Here is a 17332-nt window from a genome sequence, read left to right as displayed (position 1 = left end):
CTTCTGCTGGAAAAACTTAGGGAGTCCCAACAGTGCAAGATTATGTTCTCTGGTATCAAGACCTTGGCATGAACGATGTCAACCGCGTTGGTGGCAAAAACGCCTCTTTGGGCGAGATGATCAGCCACCTTTCCGGTCTGGGTGTACAGGTACCAGGCGGCTTTGCCACCACTGCCCACGCCTTTAACGAATTCCTCGAGCAAAGTGGTGTTAACGCCAAGATTTATGACCTCCTCGACAGTCTGGATGTTGATGACGTCAATGCCCTGGCCAAGGCCGGTAGCCAAATTCGCCAATGGGTAATTGAGACTCCCTTCCAGCCGGCGCTCGACAGCGCCATCCGCGACGCCTACCAAAAGCTCACCGGTGAGCATGGCGACGCCGTTTCCTTTGCGGTGCGTTCTTCCGCGACTGCCGAAGACATGCCTGACGCCTCTTTTGCCGGCCAGCAGGAGACCTTCCTGAACGTGCGCGGCATCGATGCAGTCATGGAAGCCATCAAGCACGTATTTGCCTCCCTTTTTAACGACCGCGCCATTTCCTACCGCGTGCACCAAGGTTACGACCACAAAGGCGTGGCCCTGTCTGCCGGTATCCAGCGCATGGTGCGCTCTGACATCGCCGCCTCCGGCGTCATGTTCACCATCGACACCGAGTCGGGTTTTGACAAAGTGGTGTTTGTCACTTCCGCCTATGGCCTGGGTGAAATGGTGGTGCAAGGCGCCGTCAACCCTGACGAATTCTACGTGCACAAGCCGACCCTGGCCGCTGGCCGCCCGGCCATTTTGCGCCGTACCCTGGGCTCTAAAGCCGAGCGCATGGTCTACTCTGGCGATGAAGCCCACGGCAAGCAGGTCAAGATTGAGAAAATCGACGCCAGCGATCGCCTGCGCTTCTCCATCACCGACGCCGAAGTCGAAGACTTGGCCAAACAGGCGATGATCATCGAGAAGCACTACGGCCGCGCCATGGACATCGAATGGGCCAAAGACGGCCTGGATGGCAACCTCTATATCGTGCAAGCCCGCCCTGAAACCGTGCGCTCTAATGAGTCTGGCCAGGTGCTGGAGCGGTTCTCCCTTAAAGGTAAGTCCGAGGTTATCGCCGAAGGCCGCGCCATCGGCCACAAAATCGGTGCCGGTACCGCCCGGGTCCTGGCCTCCATCAAGGACATGGACTTGGTTAAACCCGGCGACGTGCTGGTCACCGACATGACCGACCCGGACTGGGAACCCATCATGAAGCGCGCCAGCGCCATTGTTACCAACCGTGGCGGCCGTACCTGTCACGCGGCGATCATCGCCCGTGAGCTGGGGATCCCGGCAGTGGTGGGCTGTGGCGATGCCACCGACCTTATCAAAGACGGCCAGGAAGTGACGGTTTCCTGCGCCGAAGGCGACACCGGCTTTATCTACCAGGGCAAATTGGACTTCGCGGTGGAAACCTCTGAAGTGGGCAAAATGCCGCCTCTGCCCATCAAGGTGATGATGAACGTCGGTAATCCCGACCGCGCCTTTGATTTCTGCCGCCTGCCGCACTCTGGTATCGGCCTGGCCCGGGTAGAATTCATCATCAACCGCATGATTGGCGTGCACCCCAAGGCGCTTTTGAACCTTGACCAGCAGCCCGCCGCCCTGAAAGCCGAAATCGAAGAGATGATGGCCGGCTACGCCAGCCCCCGCGAGTTCTACATCACCAAGCTGGTAGAAGGTATCGCCACCTTGGCCGCCGCCTTTAGCCCTGAGCGCGTTATCGTGCGGATGTCCGACTTTAAATCCAACGAATACGCCAACCTGGTGGGCGGTGAGGCTTATGAGCCCCACGAAGAGAACCCGATGATCGGTTTCCGTGGTGCCAGCCGTTACATCAGCCCCGAGTTCCGCGATTGCTTTGCCATGGAATGTGAAGCCATCAAACGGGTACGTAACGACATGGGCTTTACCAACGTCGAAGTGATGATCCCCTTCGTGCGTACCTTGGGCGAAGCCGAGAAGGTTATCGAGCTGCTGGGCGAGCAAGGCCTCAAGCGCGGCGAGAACGACCTGAAAGTGATCATGATGTGCGAGCTGCCGTCCAACGCGCTGCTGGCCGACCAGTTCCTTGACCACTTCGACGGTTTCTCCATCGGCTCCAACGACCTGACCCAGCTGACCCTGGGCCTGGACCGCGATTCTGGCATCATCGCTCACCTCTTTGACGAGCGTAATGAAGCGGTGAAAGCGCTGCTGGCCATGGCCATCAAGGCCGCCAAGGCCCGCGGCAAATACGTGGGCATTTGTGGCCAGGGCCCAAGCGACCACGAAGACTTTGCCGCCTGGCTGGTGGAGCAGGGCATCGATTCGGTGTCCCTGAACCCCGACACCGTGGTGGACACTTGGCTGTACCTGGCCGAGCAATGCGCCAAGGCCTGAGCCTAACCCGAAAAAAGCCCCGGTTTACCGGGGCTTTTTTTATCGGCGTTAAACCACTTCCTAAGAAGATGGCTGTTAACGAAGGGGCAGATCGATATCGGTGGTCACGCCGCTGTCGTTACACTCGATAAAGTGCGGCTTAAAGGTGGCCAGCAAGGCTTTGGCGCCGTCGTCGCCTGCAAGGGCCAGTAGCCCCTCCCGCGCCTTGGCGCCAAAGCCTACTGGGTGCCCGGGTTTGCCCTTCACAAGCGGCCGGGCGGCGTCATGGTGGCTAAGGGCATCGGCCACTTGGCGGACAATGGCACTCGGCACGGCTGGCATGTCGGCCAGCAAGATAAGCCAGCCTTCAGCGTCATGGCTGGCCGCCACTCCGGCGGCAATGCTTTGGCCAAGCCCTGTTGAATCAACCTGGGTGATCGGTACCTGGCGTGCTTGGCAAAAAGCTTGAAGATTTGCGTACTCGGGGCGGGTTACCACCTGTACCGGCAGGCCCGAGGCCAGGGCGTTATCCAGCGCCTTTACAAAAAGTGGCTCGCCATCGATGCTTTGCTCAAGTTTATTGCCAGCGCCTCCGGCAGCCTGGTAACGGCGGCCAAGGCCAGCGGCAGCAAGGATAATGCGAATATCGGCCATGGGCTTCCTCTTTTATTTGCGGCCATGGTAACCCGCCTCGGTGCAACTTAGGCCTCACCATTGATGCCTTTTATTCATAACACTGTTGAATAGTGGGGACATATCAAGGGCTTGCTCTGCCTGTATAGTAAGGTGGCGCGGGCAATGCCCGCCGCAGTATTCTTTTTAAGGCAAACGGCGGAGGCGGATATGCAAAGCCTTGATATCCAGGTGTTAGACAGAGCTGGCCAATGGGCGGCGCAAGATGTGGTGTGGCTTTGCACCGTACTCAGCACTTTTGGCTCTTCCCCCCGGCCCCCCGGCACCCTGATGGCCCTCAAGCAAGGGGGCTTTTATTGTGGCTCCCTATCCGGGGGCTGCGTGGAAGAAGACTTTATGGCCCGCATCGAGGCGGGTGATTTTACCCAGCCAAGCCAAGTGGTGCGCTACGGCCAAGGGGGGCTCACCCCCAACCGGGCGCTGCCTTGTGGCGGGGTGCTGGATATTCTGGTGGAGCGCCTGGCCCCTGGTGCGGCCAGCCAACACTATTTGCAGCAGATGCGAAGCGCCGTTGGCGGCGCCACCTCGCTTTATAAACACATTGTGCTGCCAGGGCCCTGCCAAACCCTGACTCCCCGCGAGTACGCCAGTAACACCATCGCCGAATATGACGATAATGCCGTGAGCCTGACGGTATCAGCGGCGCCGCGCCTGGTGATAGCCGGGCTCTCGGCAGTGGCGCTTTTTTGCGCTGACTTTGCGGTGGCCTTAGGCTTTGAAACCCTGGTGTGCGAAAGCCGTGAAGAGGTGCTGGCCAATTTTGAGCCGTCGCTCAGCAAAGGGGTGGTGCTGGTGCGGGAATTCCCGGCCCGCTACCTTGAAAAGCACGGTTGCCACTCGGGCACGGCGGTGGTGTCGTTGACCCATGACCCGAGGGTGGACGACATGACGCTACTGGAAGCGGTGAACACCGACGCCTTTTACATCGGCGCCATGGGCTCGGAGCGCAACAGCCAAAGCCGTATGGCAAGGCTCAAAGAGCTGGGGGAGATGACCCCGGCGCAAATGGCCCGTATCCATGCCCCCATCGGCATGGATATTGGCAGTAAAACCCCGGCTGAAATTGCGCTCTCGGTACTGGCCGATATCGTGCGCCACAAAAACAAGCTCGGCGCCATCAAGCCTGCCAGGCAAATGGCCTTGGCATAAAAAAGCCCGGCATCTGCCGGGCCTTTTTTTACAACTCTGCGTCTTCTCGAAGGAGTTTTGCCAACTGGTTGCGGCTGGCCCTTATCAAACGGATACGGGCTTGCTCGTCGTCCAGGTGCTCCACCGCCGATTCCAGCAGCGCCTCGTCGTGCTCGCGAAACTTCTTGATGATATCCAGCACTTCCGACTCAGGCACCCCCAGCTCCATCAAGGTGGCGTGAGTGGCTTGCAAGCCGGTACTGAAGGTCTCCCGGAACACCTTGTTGATGCCTTGCTGCTTAAGCTCAATGGCGTGCAGGCGGTCTATGGCCCGTACCAGCAATTTCAGGTTGGGAAAGCGCGCTTTACACAGAGCGACAATGGCCATGGAGTCGCGCTTGTCGTCTACCGCCACCACCAGAATATCGGCCTCGTGGGCGCGGGCTTGGTCCAGCAGATCGTATTCGGTGGCGTCTCCCAGGAACACCTCGGCACCAAATTTACGTACCAAGGAAACGTGGGTGGCGTTTTTATCCAGCGCGATAAAGGGAATGCGATAGGCAGCCAGCACCCGGCCTACTATCTGCCCGAAGCGGCCAAAGCCCGCCACAATCACCCGGGGCTTATCCGAGGGCGCCGGTTTGGGGGCATCTTCAGCTTGCTTGCCTTGATTGCAGAGCTTTTTAACGAACCCGAAAAACCAGGGGGTGAGCACCATGGAAAGCCCCACCACCATCACCAGCAGCTCGTGTTGGCGCTCGGTCATCAAACCGGTCAGGCCGGCCTGGCTTGCCATAACAAAGGCAAACTCGCCGCCTTCACTGAGCAGTACCGCCAGTTGCAGGGCCTTGAGCCAGTTATGGCCCCAAAGCCGGGCGAGCGGCCAGAGCACCAGCACTTTAACCAGCAGGAAGATAAGCAGGGCTACCAGCACATCTCTGGGCGCTGTCCAGAGAAGCTCGAGCTTTAAGGTCATGCCGATGGCCATAAAAAACAGCCCCAGCAGCAAACCTTTAAAGGGCTCGATATCGGCGTGAAGTTGGTGGCGATAAGACGAGTTGGCCAGCAAGGTACCGGCCAAAAAAGCGCCCATACCGGCCGAAAGCCCCAGCTCTTCCATCAACCAGGCGCTGCCAAGGACCAGCAGCAGGGTCATGGCAGTTAGCACTTCCCTGACCTTGGAGGCCACTACCGCTTCCATCAAGCGAGCCAGACCAAAGCGGGCAAAAAGCGCCACCCCGGCCAGAGCGCCGATGATGAGATACCAAGGCGCGACGTGGGTCTCGCCGCCGCCAGGGGAGAGGGCCGCCAACAGCAGCAGTAGCGGCACCACGGCCATGTCTTGGAACAGCAAAATGGCAAAGCTGTCCTGGCCAAGTTTCGAGGTAATAAGGCCATGTTCTTTAAGGAGCTGCACCGCAAAAGCGGTAGAAGAAAGCGACAGCGCCGAGCCAATCACCAGTGCGGTTTGCCAGCTTAAATGAAAGGCCATACCTACTCCGGTAAACACCAGGGTGGTTAATACCAATTGGCCGGTGCCCAGCACGAAAATGGCGCTTTTAAGCTGCACCACCCGGCTGGGAGAGAGCTCAAGACCCAGCACGAACAGCATCATGATGATGCCAAGCTCGGAGAATTTAAGGAGGGTGTCGGTATCGCCCACCAGGTTAAAGGCCGAGGGCCCGAGGATCAGCCCCACCGCCAGATAGGCGAGCACCGGGCTTAATTTAAGGCGCCGAAACAGCGGCACACCGATAACGGCGGCCAACAAAAATAACAAGATCAACTCGGGGTGGGACATGGCCGGTTCCGGTGGCAAAGAGAGCAGTGTGTCAAATGCGTTGATTGTCGCCAACTGGCAGCAAGGACGCAATAAGACGTGAAGCCGATCACGGGCTTGTTTTGCGCGCTTTGGGTATAGTCCCGGGCGACTAAAAAACATAACCAAAAAACAAGGTGAGCTTATGCAGTCCTCCCTGACCACCCGGATCTTTATCGCCCTTGCAGCGGGGCTGATACTCGGAACCCTCAGTCGCGTGTTCTTCGCGGATGTCGATTTTATCCACCAGACCCTTATCCACGACCTGTTCGGGACGGCCGGCGGCCTGTTTGTGTCCCTTATCAAGTTGATGGTGGTGCCGCTGGTGTTTATCTCTATCGTCAACGGCGTCTGTTCGCTGGAAAACCTCGGCCAGTTCGGCCGCTTGGGCACCAAGACCTTTTTGTTGTATCTGGTAAATACCGTGCTGGCCATCGCTGTGGCGCTGACCCTGGCCCTGTGGTTGGCGCCGGGGGAGGGCGCAGGCCTTACCCTTAATGGGCAGCCTTTTACTCCCAGCCTCACCGAGCCGCCGTCGCTGTTGCAACTGGTGGCCTCGGTGGTGCCGTCCAACCCCTTCAAGGCCTTTGTAGACGGCAACATGCTGCAAATCCTGTTTATGGCCATCATCACCGGCATTGCCATCAAGGGCCTGGGCGGGGAGGAGTCGCGCGCAGCGGCCCGGGGTTTTGCCATCGCCAATAACGTGATGATGAAACTGGTGGTGATGGTGATGTCCCTGGCGCCATTGGGGGTGTTGTTTTTAACCACCGGCCTTGCCGCCACCCTCGATACCCGCTCTATCGCAGCTGTTGGCTCTTACGTGGGCAGCAATATCGCCATCATGCTGCTGTGGATGCTGGTGTTCTACCCCATGGTGGTGAGCCTGTTTACCGGCATCAGCCCCTGGCTGTATCTGGCTAAGTTGCGCGAGCAGATTTTCTTCTCGCTCTCTACTGCCAGCTCTAATGCCACCATCCCGGTGACCTTCAAGACCCTGACTGAAAAACTGGGGGTAGATAAGACGGTGGCCGGTTTCGGTGTGCCCCTTGGCGCCACCATGAACATGTCAGGCTCTGCCATCTATATGACGGTGGCCACCATCTTTGTGGCCAATGCCTATGGCGCCGGTTTGGATGCCAGCCAGATGGTGGCCCTGGCGACCACCACCTTTATGCTGGCCATCGCGACCGGCGGGGTGCCGGGAGGCGCGGCGGTGATGACCGGGGTATTGCTGCACCAACTGGGGCTACCCATGGAAGCCATGGCCATCATCCTGGCCACCGACCGGATCTGCGATGCTTTTGTCACCGCCACCAACGTGGTGGGGGACACGGCGGTGTCGACTCTGGTGGCAAAAACCGAGGGTTCTATCTGCCACAACGCCTTGAAAAGCACCGATAACATCTTGGTGGAAGGATAAAAAAGACCCCGGCTTGGCCGGGGTTTTCTTTGATATACTGGCCCAAAACTACCTATGACAGCAGCACTATGATCCCGAGAATCGACGCCGTCCCGTCCTTGTCAGCGCCTTATCAGGCCTACCTTGAAGCCCTGGCCAATGCTGGTTTTAAAGGGGAAATCGAGAAGCGCTACAGTGAGCGCCTGGCGGTGGCAACCGACAACTCGGTGTATCAGTTGCTGCCCCAGGCGGTGCTGCTGCCCAAAGACCACAGCGACGTGGTGCTTTTGGCCCGTATCGCCCGCCAGCACCCCGAGGTGGTGTTTGCCGCCAGGGGCGGCGGCACCGGCACCAACGGCCAGAGCCTCAATACCGGCCTGGTGGTGGATTTGTCCCGGCATATGCGCGGCATTATCGACTTCAACGCCGAAGAGGGCTGGGTCAAGGTGCAAGCCGGGGTCATCAAAGACGAGCTCAACGCCTTTTTGCGCCCTCACGGCTTTTTCTTCGCGCCGGATTTATCCACCTCCAACCGCGCCACCATCGGCGGCATGATAAGCACCGATGCCTCGGGCCAAGGCTCCTTGGTGTACGGCAAAACCTCTGACCATGTGCTGGCCATCAAAGCGGTAACCATAGACGGCGATGAGCTCAGCACCGGCCAGGTGCCGGTGGCGGAGCTTAGCGAGCTGCAAGGCAAGCAAGGGCAGCTTAGCCGCGCCATCGCCGAGCGCATGGCAGCTAAACGCGCGCTTATCCTTAGCACCTTCCCGCGCCTTAACCGCTTTTTGACCGGTTACGACCTTGAACATGTCTTTGACGAACAGATGGCCCATTTCGACCTCGGCCGCCTTATCTGTGGCGCCGAAGGCTCCTTGGTGTTCGTGACCGAAGCCAAGCTGCACGTTAACGCCATCGCGCCTTACAAGACCCTTATCAACGTCAAGTACGACAGCTTTGAAAAGGCCCTTCGAAGCGCGCCGCTGATGATTGAAGCCAAGGCCACCTCGGTGGAGACCATGGACTCAAAGGTGCTGAACCTAGCCCGCGAGGACATCATCTGGCATCAGGTCAAAGATCTTATCAGCGACGTGCCCGGCGCTGACATGCAAGGCATCAACATCGTTGAGTTCAACGACACCGACCAGGCCTCCCAAGAGGCCAAAGTCGCTGCCATCTGCGCCAAGCTGGACGCCGCCGTCGGCACCGACAGCGGCATTATCGGCTACCAGCTCACCCAGGACTTGGGCGAGATAAACCGCATCTACGCCATGCGTAAAAAGTCGGTGGGGCTGCTGGGTAACACCCCGGGCCGCGCCAAGCCCCAGCCCTTTGCCGAAGACACCGCGGTACCGCCCCAGAACCTGGCGGATTTTATCCTCGAGTTTCGGGCGCTGCTGGACAGCAAGGGCCTTTACTACGGCATGTTTGGCCATGTGGATGCCGGGGTGCTGCATGTGCGCCCGGCGCTGGATCTTATCGATCCGGCGCAAGAAAAGCTGATGCGCGACATTTCCGACGAGGTAGTGGCTTTGGTGGCTAAATACGGCGGCCTGATGTGGGGCGAGCACGGCAAGGGCTTTCGCTCAGAATACGGCCCCACCTTCTTTGGTGAGCTGTGGGACGACCTTCGCTGGGTGAAAAGCCAGTTTGACCCCCACAACCGCATGAACCCCGGTAAAGTCTGTATTCCGCTGGAAGAGGGCCATCAGTTGGTGTCGGTGGACGGGCCCAAGCGCGGCGCCCAGGACCGGCAAATTCCGATTTCGGTGCGCGACAGCTTTGGCGGCGCCATGACCTGTAACGGCAACGGCCTTTGCTTTAACTATGACGCCACCACCCCCATGTGCCCCAGCTATCGCATCAGCGGTGACCGGCGCCATTCTCCTAAGGGGCGCGCTGGGCTGATGCGCGAATGGCTGCGGCTTTTGGCCGAGAAAGGCGTAGACCCGGATCTCGAACAAAAAAGCGGTAAAAAGCTGCCGTTTTTCAACCGCCTGCGTAACACCTTCAGCGGCGAGTACGATTTCACCCAAGAAGTCAAAGAAGCGATGGACGGGTGCCTTGCCTGCAAGGCCTGCTCCAGCCAATGCCCCATCAAGGTGGATGTGCCGAGCTTTCGCTCCCGCTTTTTAGACCTCTACCACCAGCGCTACCTGCGGCCGCTAAAGGACCACCTAGTGGCCAATGTGGAGCAGAGCACGCCGCTGATGGCGCGTTTTCCCAAACTGGTTAATGGCCTGCTGGGCCAAAGCTGGGTGCAGGGGCTATTAAAGAAAACCACCGGCATGGTGGATACGCCACTGTTGTCGGTGCCCACCCTGGCCAGCCAGCTCGACGGCCACGACGCCCTGAACTGGAACCTTACAGACCTAAAAGCGCACCCCGAGCGCGAGCGCCTGGTGCTGGTGGTGCAAGACCCTTTCACCAGCTTCTATGACGCCAAGGTGGTAGCGGACCTGGTGCGCTTTATCGAGAAACTCGGTTTTGTGCCCAAGCTGGTGCCCTTTAAGCCCAATGGCAAGCCCGAGCATGTTAAAGGCTTTATGGCCCGCTTTGCCAAAACCGCCGCCAACGCCGCCGCGTTTTTCAATGAACTTGACGCGCTGGGTGCGCCGCTGGTGGGGGTCGACCCCTCCTTGGTGCTTTGCTACCGGGACGAATACCAAAAGGCCTTGGGTGATAAGCGCGGTAACTTCCAGGTGCTGTTGGCCCAGGAGTGGTTAAGCGCGCTGCCAGATAGCGCCTTTTCGGCGATTCAAGGGCAGGGCAATGCCACCCTTTTTGCCCACTGCACCGAGAAAACGGCGCTCCCTACCAGCGAGCAAAGCTGGCAACGCATTTTTGCCAAGGCCGGGCACCAGCTGGCGGTGGCCAACGTTGGTTGCTGCGGCATGGCCGGCACCTACGGCCATGAAGCGGCCAACCTAAGCAACTCCAAGGGGATCTATGAGCTGTCTTGGCGCAGCGCCGTGGCCAAAGCCGATACGGTGCTGGCCACCGGCTACTCCTGCCGCTGCCAGGTGGCAAGGCTCGATGGCGCCAAGCCGCTACACCCCATTCAGTGGCTGCTGGAGCAATGCCGATGAGATGGCTCAGATGGATGCTTTACCTGCTGGTACTGGCCGGCCTTAACCGGGAAATGGACACCGGCTGGCATTGGCCTACCGCCATCTTGCTGGGATTTGTGTTCCTGGCGGTGCTTTTTGAGTGGTTACTGGCGGTAAGAGGGGGCCGGCAACTGGGTGAGCTTCGCGGAGTAAAGGTGGCCGGTGACACCCTTATTCTGCAATTTGACACCCTGTCGCTGATGGTGCCAAGGCAACATCTTGTTAAAGTCCATGGCGGTTATCTGCTCAAAACCGCCCCCTTCAAGCTGCTGCTGAAGTCCGGCCAGTTGTCTGAAAAGGATCGCAACACCCTGAAAGGTGCCTTACTCTGACGTTAACTCCAAAGAAGATGGCTGGACGGCCATCTTTCAAGGTGTTGATTTTAAAGAGTTAAAAAAACTTCAAAAAAAGCCTTGTGCCAATTTGTCTGCCCATGCTAGTTCTATTAGCACTTTAGCAACGTTCAAGCAGAGCCTAACTGTGAACACCTTTACACAAAAAGCCATTCTCCTCGTACTCGTGCTCGTGGTGGTGATTATTCGCCAACCGCGCGGGGTGCTTTTGTGTAAACGCTAACGAAAGCAAGATTCTAAAAACCCCCGCGCTGAGAAGCCCGGGGGTTTTTTCGTATAAGGGCCAAGGAAAACACAGTCATGAACCAAGCCAGACCGATAGTTGAAAGCATCACAGGGGCGCAAGCCCTGGTTGAATGCCTGCAGGAACACGGCGTCCATACCCTGTTTGGGTATCCCGGCGGCGCCATCATGCCCATCTACGACGCTTTGTACGAAGCTGAGCTGAACCACGTGTTGTGCCGCCATGAACAGGGTGCTGCCATCGCCGCCATCGGTTACGCCCGTGCTACCAATAGCGTGGGTGTGGTGATGGCCACCTCCGGCCCTGGCGCCACCAACCTCATCACCGGTCTGGCCGACGCCATGATGGACTCTATCCCCCTGGTGGCTATCACCGGCCAGGTGGCCCGCGCCGCCATGGGCACCGATGCCTTCCAGGAAATCGACGTGCTGGGCCTGTCCCTGGCCTGCACCAAACACAGCTATCTGGTGGAAGACCCTGAAGACTTGCCCCGTATCATCGAAGAGGCGTTCGCCCTGGCCCAAAGTGGCAAGCCCGGCCCGGTACTGGTAGACATCCCCAAAGACGTGCAGCAAGCCGCCATCAGCCGCCAGGCCAAAACCAAGGCCGCTACCAAGGCCACCCAGGTTGACTTTGCTGCCCTGAACCGAGCCGAAACCCTGCTGCGCACTGCCCAAAAGCCCATCGCCTACATCGGCGGCGGGGTTGGCATGAGCGGCGCGGTGGAGGAGATGCGTGAGTACCTGCTGGCCACCGGCATGCCTTGTGTGGAAACCTTAAAAGGCCTGGGCACTGGCGGCCTGGATTACGCCTTCAACTTGGGCATGCTGGGCATGCACGGCAGCCGCGGCGCCAACATGGCGGTGCAGGAGTCCGATCTGCTAGTGGTGATCGGTGCCCGTTTCGATGACAGGGTGACCGGCAAGCTGGACGAGTTTGCCCCCAACGCCCGGGTCATCCATGTGGACATCGACGCCGCCGAAATGGGTAAGCGCCGCCATGCCGACGTGCCCCTGGCCATGGACGCCAAAGAAGCCTTAAAACACCTGGCCCGGGTGCAAACCAGCCCTGACTGGCAGGCCCACTGCGCCACCTACAAGGCCGAACATTCTTTCACCGCCCCGCGCGCGCCGGACCACATTCATGCGCCTTGGCTGCTGAGCGAGCTGTCCCAAAAGGCCGGCCGCGAAGCGCGGGTCTGCTGCGACGTAGGCCAGCACCAAATGTGGGTGGCGCAGCACATGCAGTTTGACCATCCCACCCGCCATATCTCATCCGGCGGCCTGGGCACCATGGGCTTTGGCCTGCCGTGCGCCATCGGTGCCAAGCTGGCTTGCCCCGATACCGAGACCATCCTGGTAACAGGTGACGGCTCCATCATGATGAACATCCAAGAGCTGGCCACCATCAAGCGTATGAACCTGTCGGTGAAAATTCTGCTGCTGGACAACCAGCGTCTGGGCATGGTGCGCCAGTGGCAAACCCTGTTCTTTGAAGGGCGCCACAGCGAAGTGGATCTGTCCGACAACCCCGATTTTCTGACCATCGCCAGCGCCTTTGGTATCCAAGGCGAGCGCTTGAGCCACCCGGACCAAGTGGATGCGGCGTTGGACCGTTTCCTGGCCGCCAAAGGCAGTTACTTCCTGCATGTGGCCATTCCCAGCGAACTGGGGGTGTGGCCGCTGGTTCCCCCCGGCAAGGGCAATCACCAAATGATGGAGGCTTAAGCGGTGACCCAGAGCACGTTGTACATCACCTTACGCCCCGCGCCCGCTGCCCTGGAGCGCCTGCTGCGCCTGGTTCGCCACCGCGGCTTTGAATTAACCCAGGTGCAATGGCAGCCAGAAGGCGTGCGCCTGAGTGTGACACACGAACATCCCTTGACTCATTTAACCCGGCAGCTGGAGAAGCTGGCTGACGTGGTATCCCTTTCGGAGGAAGCAGTATGAACCGCGCGGATTTTATATGGATGGACGGGCACCTGGCCCCCTGGAACGACGCCCAGGTCCATCCCATGAGCCATAGCATGCACTATGGCACGGCCTTCTTTGAGGGCGTTCGCGCTTACGACACGCCCACCGGCCCCGTGGTGTTTCGCCATCGCGACCACATGCAGCGCCTCAAGGACTCGGCCAAGATTTACCGCTTCACCATCCCCTATACCGTGGACGAGCTGATGGCGGCCACCCGCCAGGTACTGAACGCCAATAACCTGCGCAGCGCCTACATCCGCCCCTTGGCCTACATGGGCGAGGTGGGCATGGGCGTGGTGCCCCAGCACATGGACATGTCGGTACTGGTTGCCGCCTTTGCCTGGGGCCGCTACCTGGGGGCAAGCGCCCTGGAAGAAGGGGTAGACGCCTGCGTGTCCTCCTGGAACCGCGCGGCCCCCAATACTTTCCCCACCGGTGCCAAAGCGGCCGGTAACTATTTGTCTTCCCTGCTGATTGCCACCGAAGCGCGCCGTAACGGCTTTCACGAAGGCATTGGCCTGGATGCCCGTGGCCAGGTTTCTGAAGGGGCAGGGGAGAACATCTTCCTGGTGAAAAACGGCGTGCTGTACACCCCGCCGGCTACCGCTTCGATTTTGCCGGGGATCACCCGCGACACCATCGTCACCCTGGCCCGCGCCGAAGGCATTGAAGTGGTGGAAGGGGCCATCGCCCGTGAGGCTCTGTACGTGGCTGACGAAATCTTCTTTACCGGCACCGCCGCCGAAGTTACCCCGGTGCGCTCCATCGACCGCTGCCCGGTAGGCGACGGCAAGCGTGGCCCGGTAACCGAGCTGATGCAAAAACGCTTCTTTGGCCTTTTTAACGGCGAAACCGAAGACAAATGGGGCTGGTTGGACAGCGTGGAGACCAAAGATGCCGCAGCGTAGAAGTGACACCACCTTAAAGGGCCGCCGCAACGCCGGCGCCCGTGCCCTGTGGCGGGCCACCGGTTTGGGTGATGGCGACCTGAAAAAGCCCATCATCGCCATTGCCAACTCTTACACCCAGTTCGTGCCCGGGCATGTGCATTTAAAAGACCTGGGCGACTTGGTAGCAGGCGCCGTGCGCGAAGCGGGCGGCACCCCGCGCGAATTTAATACCATCGCCGTGGACGACGGCATCGCCATGGGCCACGACGGCATGCTCTATTCGCTGCCGTCCCGCGAACTCATCGCCGATGCGGTGGAAACCATGGTCAACGCCCACTGCGCCGACGCCCTGGTGTGCATCTCCAACTGCGACAAAATCACCCCCGGTATGTTAAACGCCGCGCTGCGGCTGAACATTCCCACCATCTTTGTCTCCGGCGGCCCCATGGAAGCTGGCAAGACCAAGCTGTCGGACCAGATCATCAAGCTGGATTTGGTGGATGCCATGGTCAAAGCGGCTGACCCCAATGTGTCTGACGCTGATGTCGAGCAGGTGGAAAAATCCGCTTGCCCCACCTGCGGCGCCTGCTCGGGTATGTTCACCGCTAACTCCATGAACTGCCTGACCGAGGCTCTGGGCCTGGCCCTGCCCGGTAACGGCTCGATGCTGGCCACCCACAAGAAGCGTGAAGGCCTGTTTTTGGAAGCGGGTAAACGCATCATGGAATTGGTGGAAGCCTGGTACGACAAAGGTGACGAGCGGGCCCTGCCGCGCACCATCGCCAGCCGCCCCAGCTTTATGAACGCCATGGCCATGGACATCGCCATGGGCGGCTCTACCAACACCATCCTGCACCTGCTGGCTGCCGCCCAGGAAGGGGAGGTGGATTTTGGCCTGACCGAGATCGACGCCCTGTCCAAGAAGGTACCGCAGCTGTGCAAAGTGGCCCCGGCCACCAACAAATATCATATGGAAGATGTACACCGCGCCGGCGGCGTGATGGGCATCCTGGGCGAGCTGGCCAAAGGCGGCCTGCTGGACACCAGCACCCCCAACGTGCGCGGCGAAACCTTAAAAGACACCCTGGCGGCCTTTGAAACCGCCAAGCAAGCCGAGTTCTATCTGGCCGGTCCGGGTGGGATCCCCTCCAGTACCGCGTTTTCCCAGAACAGTTACTGGCCCACCCTGGACCTGGACAGAGACAACGGTTGTATCCGAAGCGTCGAAGGCGCTTACCGCCAAGACGGCGGTCTAGCGGTGCTGCGCGGCAACCTGGCCCCCAATGGCGCGGTGGTGAAAACCGCCGGCGTTTCCGACGAGCAGCTGCACTTTGAAGGCCCAGCCCGGGTTTTTGACAGCCAAGACAGCGCCGTTGAAGCCATTCTGGCCGGCAAGATAAAAGCGGGCGATGTGGTGGTCATTCGTTATGAAGGCCCCCGTGGCGGCCCGGGCATGCAGGAAATGCTGTACCCCACCAGCTATTTGAAATCCATGGGCCTTGATAAAGACTGTGCCCTTATCACCGACGGCCGTTTCTCCGGCGGCACCTCGGGGCTGTCCATCGGCCACATGGCGCCGGAAGCGGCCGCCAAGGGCCCGCTGGCGCTGGTGGAAGAGGGCGATACCATCGTTATCGACATTCCCACCCGTGAGTTGTCGGTAAAACTGACCGACGAGGCGCTGGCCGAGCGCGCGAAAACCGCCACCTACCGGCCTGGCCCGCGCCAGCGGCAGATCACCGCTTGGCTGCGCACCTACTCCCTGCTGGCCACTTCGGCTGACAAGGGCGGCGTGCGCGACAAAGACATCCTGTCGGGGGCGCCATGCTAGACGGCTACGGTTACCTGCGCGAAGCCCTGTGCTCGCCGGTGTATGAGGTGGCCAAAGCCACCCCGGTCAACCGGCTGGCCAGATTGTCCGAACGCCTGGGCCAGGATGTCTGGCTCAAGCGCGAAGACCTGCAACCTGTACACAGCTTCAAGTTGCGTGGTGCCTACCACAAAATCGCCAGCCTGCCCTCCGATTGCCCCGGGGTAGTGGCGGCTTCCGCCGGTAACCATGCCCAGGGGGTCGCGCTGTCGGCACGTGCCCTGGGGTTTAAAGCCATTATTGTGATGCCTACCCAGGCGCCGTCCATCAAGGTCGAAGCCGTTAAAGCCTTGGGCGCCGAGGTGGTGCTGTTTGGCGATAACTTCGATGCCGCCAAGGACCATGCCCAGACCTTAAGCAGCCAACAGGGTTTTGCTTTTGTGGCGCCCTTTGATGACGAAAAGGTCATTGCCGGCCAGGGCACCCTGGGCCTTGAGCTTATCAAGGAGCTGCCAAAACTCGATGTGCTGTTCCTGCCCGTTGGCGGCGGCGGCCTGGCTGCCGGTGTGGCGGCGGTTATCAAGCAGCTCAAGCCTGAAATTCGCGTGGTGGCCGTCGAACCCGATGACGCCGCTTGTTTCAAGGCCGCTTTTGAAGCGGGCGCCCCCGTCACTCTGGACGAAGTGGGCACCTTTGCCGACGGCGTCGCCGTTAGACGCATCGGCAGCGAAACCTTTCGGGTGATGAACCAGTTTGTGGACGAGGCCATCACCGTCAGTAACGATGCCATCTGCGCTGCCATCAAAGACATCTTTGAAGACGTTCGCGCCGTGGCCGAACCGGCCGGCGCCCTGTCCCTGGCCGGGCTTAAAGCCTGGTGCGAACAGCACCCCGAGTTCAAGGGGCAGGTGGGGGCGGTGCTGTCTGGCGCCAACCTCAACTTTCACCTGCTACGCCAGGTGTCTGAGCGCTGCGATCTGGGCGAAGGCACCGAAGCGGTATTGGCGGTAACCATCCCCGAGCGGCCCGGCAGCTTTTTGGCGCTGTGCCGCACCTTAAAGGGCAGGGCGGTAACCGAGTTCAGCTACCGCTACCGCGACACCGCCGAGGCGCAAATTCTGGTGAGTGTGCGTACCGGCGGTATCCACGAACGCACCGCCCTGGTGGCGGACTTGGAGCAAAGCGGCTTTGACGTGTTGGACTTGTCCGACAACGAGCTTGCCAAGCTGCACGTACGTTACATGGTGGGCGGCCGCCCGCCGGTGCACCGCTCTGAGCGCCTATACAGCTTTGCGTTTCCCGAACACCCCAAAGCGCTGCTGGCGTTCCTTGAGAACCTTGGCAGCCAGTTTGATATTTCTCTTTTTCACTATCGCCATCATGGCGCCGACGTCGGCCGGGTACTGGCTGCCTTTGCCGACGCCGAAAACGACAGCTTGACCCGGCACCTCGATTCCATCGGGTACCCGTACCGGGCCGAAGACGATAATCCCGCTTACAGCCGATTTTTATGTTGAAGG

12 protein-coding genes are annotated in these 17332 nt (G+C 59.9%); 10 read left to right on the top strand and 2 right to left on the bottom strand.

The window, feature by feature from the left end; all coding sequences use genetic code 11:
• Positions 1–68 precede the first annotated feature (68 nt).
• Positions 69–2411 carry a phosphoenolpyruvate synthase gene (gene ppsA, locus AC22G1_RS10900; RefSeq protein WP_487316715.1) on the top strand — a complete coding sequence of 781 codons (2343 nt, stop codon included), beginning with the start codon at positions 69–71 and terminating at the stop codon, positions 2409–2411.
• Between the two features lie 75 nt (positions 2412–2486).
• On the opposite strand, the gene AC22G1_RS10895 is transcribed toward ppsA, so the two are convergent.
• Positions 2487–3044, bottom strand: a complete 558-nt coding sequence (locus AC22G1_RS10895; protein WP_487313404.1) for a nucleotidyltransferase family protein — start codon at positions 3042–3044, stop codon at positions 2487–2489.
• A 189-nt stretch (positions 3045–3233) separates the two neighbouring features.
• Between AC22G1_RS10895 and AC22G1_RS10890 the strand changes: the two genes are divergently transcribed.
• Positions 3234–4232 (top strand): XdhC family protein, encoded by a 999-nt coding sequence (locus AC22G1_RS10890; protein WP_487313403.1) that lies wholly within the window; start codon positions 3234–3236, stop codon positions 4230–4232.
• Positions 4233–4260: 28 nt separating this feature from the next.
• Here AC22G1_RS10890 and AC22G1_RS10885 read toward each other — a convergent pair whose 3' ends face one another.
• Complete coding sequence (locus tag AC22G1_RS10885) at positions 4261–6012, bottom strand: monovalent cation:proton antiporter-2 (CPA2) family protein (RefSeq protein WP_487313402.1); 1752 nt, start codon at positions 6010–6012, stop codon at positions 4261–4263.
• 163 nt (positions 6013–6175) lie between these two features.
• Here AC22G1_RS10885 and AC22G1_RS10880 point away from each other — a divergent pair, with 163 nt between their 5' ends.
• The 8 genes from AC22G1_RS10880 (at position 6176) to ilvA (ending at position 17329) form a co-directional block, all read left to right on the top strand.
• Positions 6176–7453, top strand: a complete 1278-nt coding sequence (locus AC22G1_RS10880) for a dicarboxylate/amino acid:cation symporter (protein WP_487313401.1) — start codon at positions 6176–6178, stop codon at positions 7451–7453.
• 68 nt (positions 7454–7521) lie between these two features.
• Positions 7522–10521, top strand: a complete 3000-nt coding sequence (gene ydiJ / locus AC22G1_RS10875; protein ID WP_487313400.1) for a D-2-hydroxyglutarate dehydrogenase YdiJ — start codon at positions 7522–7524, stop codon at positions 10519–10521.
• Positions 10518–10874, top strand: coding sequence for a hypothetical protein (locus AC22G1_RS10870; RefSeq protein ID WP_487313399.1), 357 nt, complete (start codon positions 10518–10520; stop codon positions 10872–10874). Before ydiJ ends, AC22G1_RS10870 begins: the two co-directional genes overlap by 4 nt.
• Before the next feature lie 351 nt (positions 10875–11225).
• Positions 11226–12866, top strand: a complete 1641-nt coding sequence (ilvG, locus tag AC22G1_RS10865) for an acetolactate synthase 2 catalytic subunit (RefSeq protein WP_487316714.1) — start codon at positions 11226–11228, stop codon at positions 12864–12866.
• Positions 12867–12869: 3 nt separating this feature from the next.
• Positions 12870–13088 (top strand): ACT domain-containing protein, encoded by a 219-nt coding sequence (locus AC22G1_RS10860; protein ID WP_487313398.1) that lies wholly within the window; start codon positions 12870–12872, stop codon positions 13086–13088.
• Positions 13085–14020 (top strand): branched-chain amino acid transaminase, encoded by a 936-nt coding sequence (locus tag AC22G1_RS10855; protein ID WP_487313397.1) that lies wholly within the window; start codon positions 13085–13087, stop codon positions 14018–14020. Before AC22G1_RS10860 ends, AC22G1_RS10855 begins: the two co-directional genes overlap by 4 nt.
• Positions 14007–15833: a dihydroxy-acid dehydratase gene (gene ilvD / locus AC22G1_RS10850; protein ID WP_417358324.1), complete on the top strand. Its 1827-nt coding sequence runs from the start codon at positions 14007–14009 to the stop codon at positions 15831–15833. The genes AC22G1_RS10855 and ilvD overlap by 14 nt, the downstream gene beginning before the upstream one ends.
• Positions 15827–17329: a threonine ammonia-lyase, biosynthetic gene (ilvA, locus tag AC22G1_RS10845; protein ID WP_487313396.1), complete on the top strand. Its 1503-nt coding sequence runs from the start codon at positions 15827–15829 to the stop codon at positions 17327–17329. The genes ilvD and ilvA overlap by 7 nt, the downstream gene beginning before the upstream one ends.
• The last annotated feature ends 3 nt before the right edge of the window (positions 17330–17332 follow it).

Source organism: Gallaecimonas zhanjiangensis (assembly GCF_057624825.1).
This window is presented reverse-complemented; position numbering and strand designations above follow the sequence as displayed.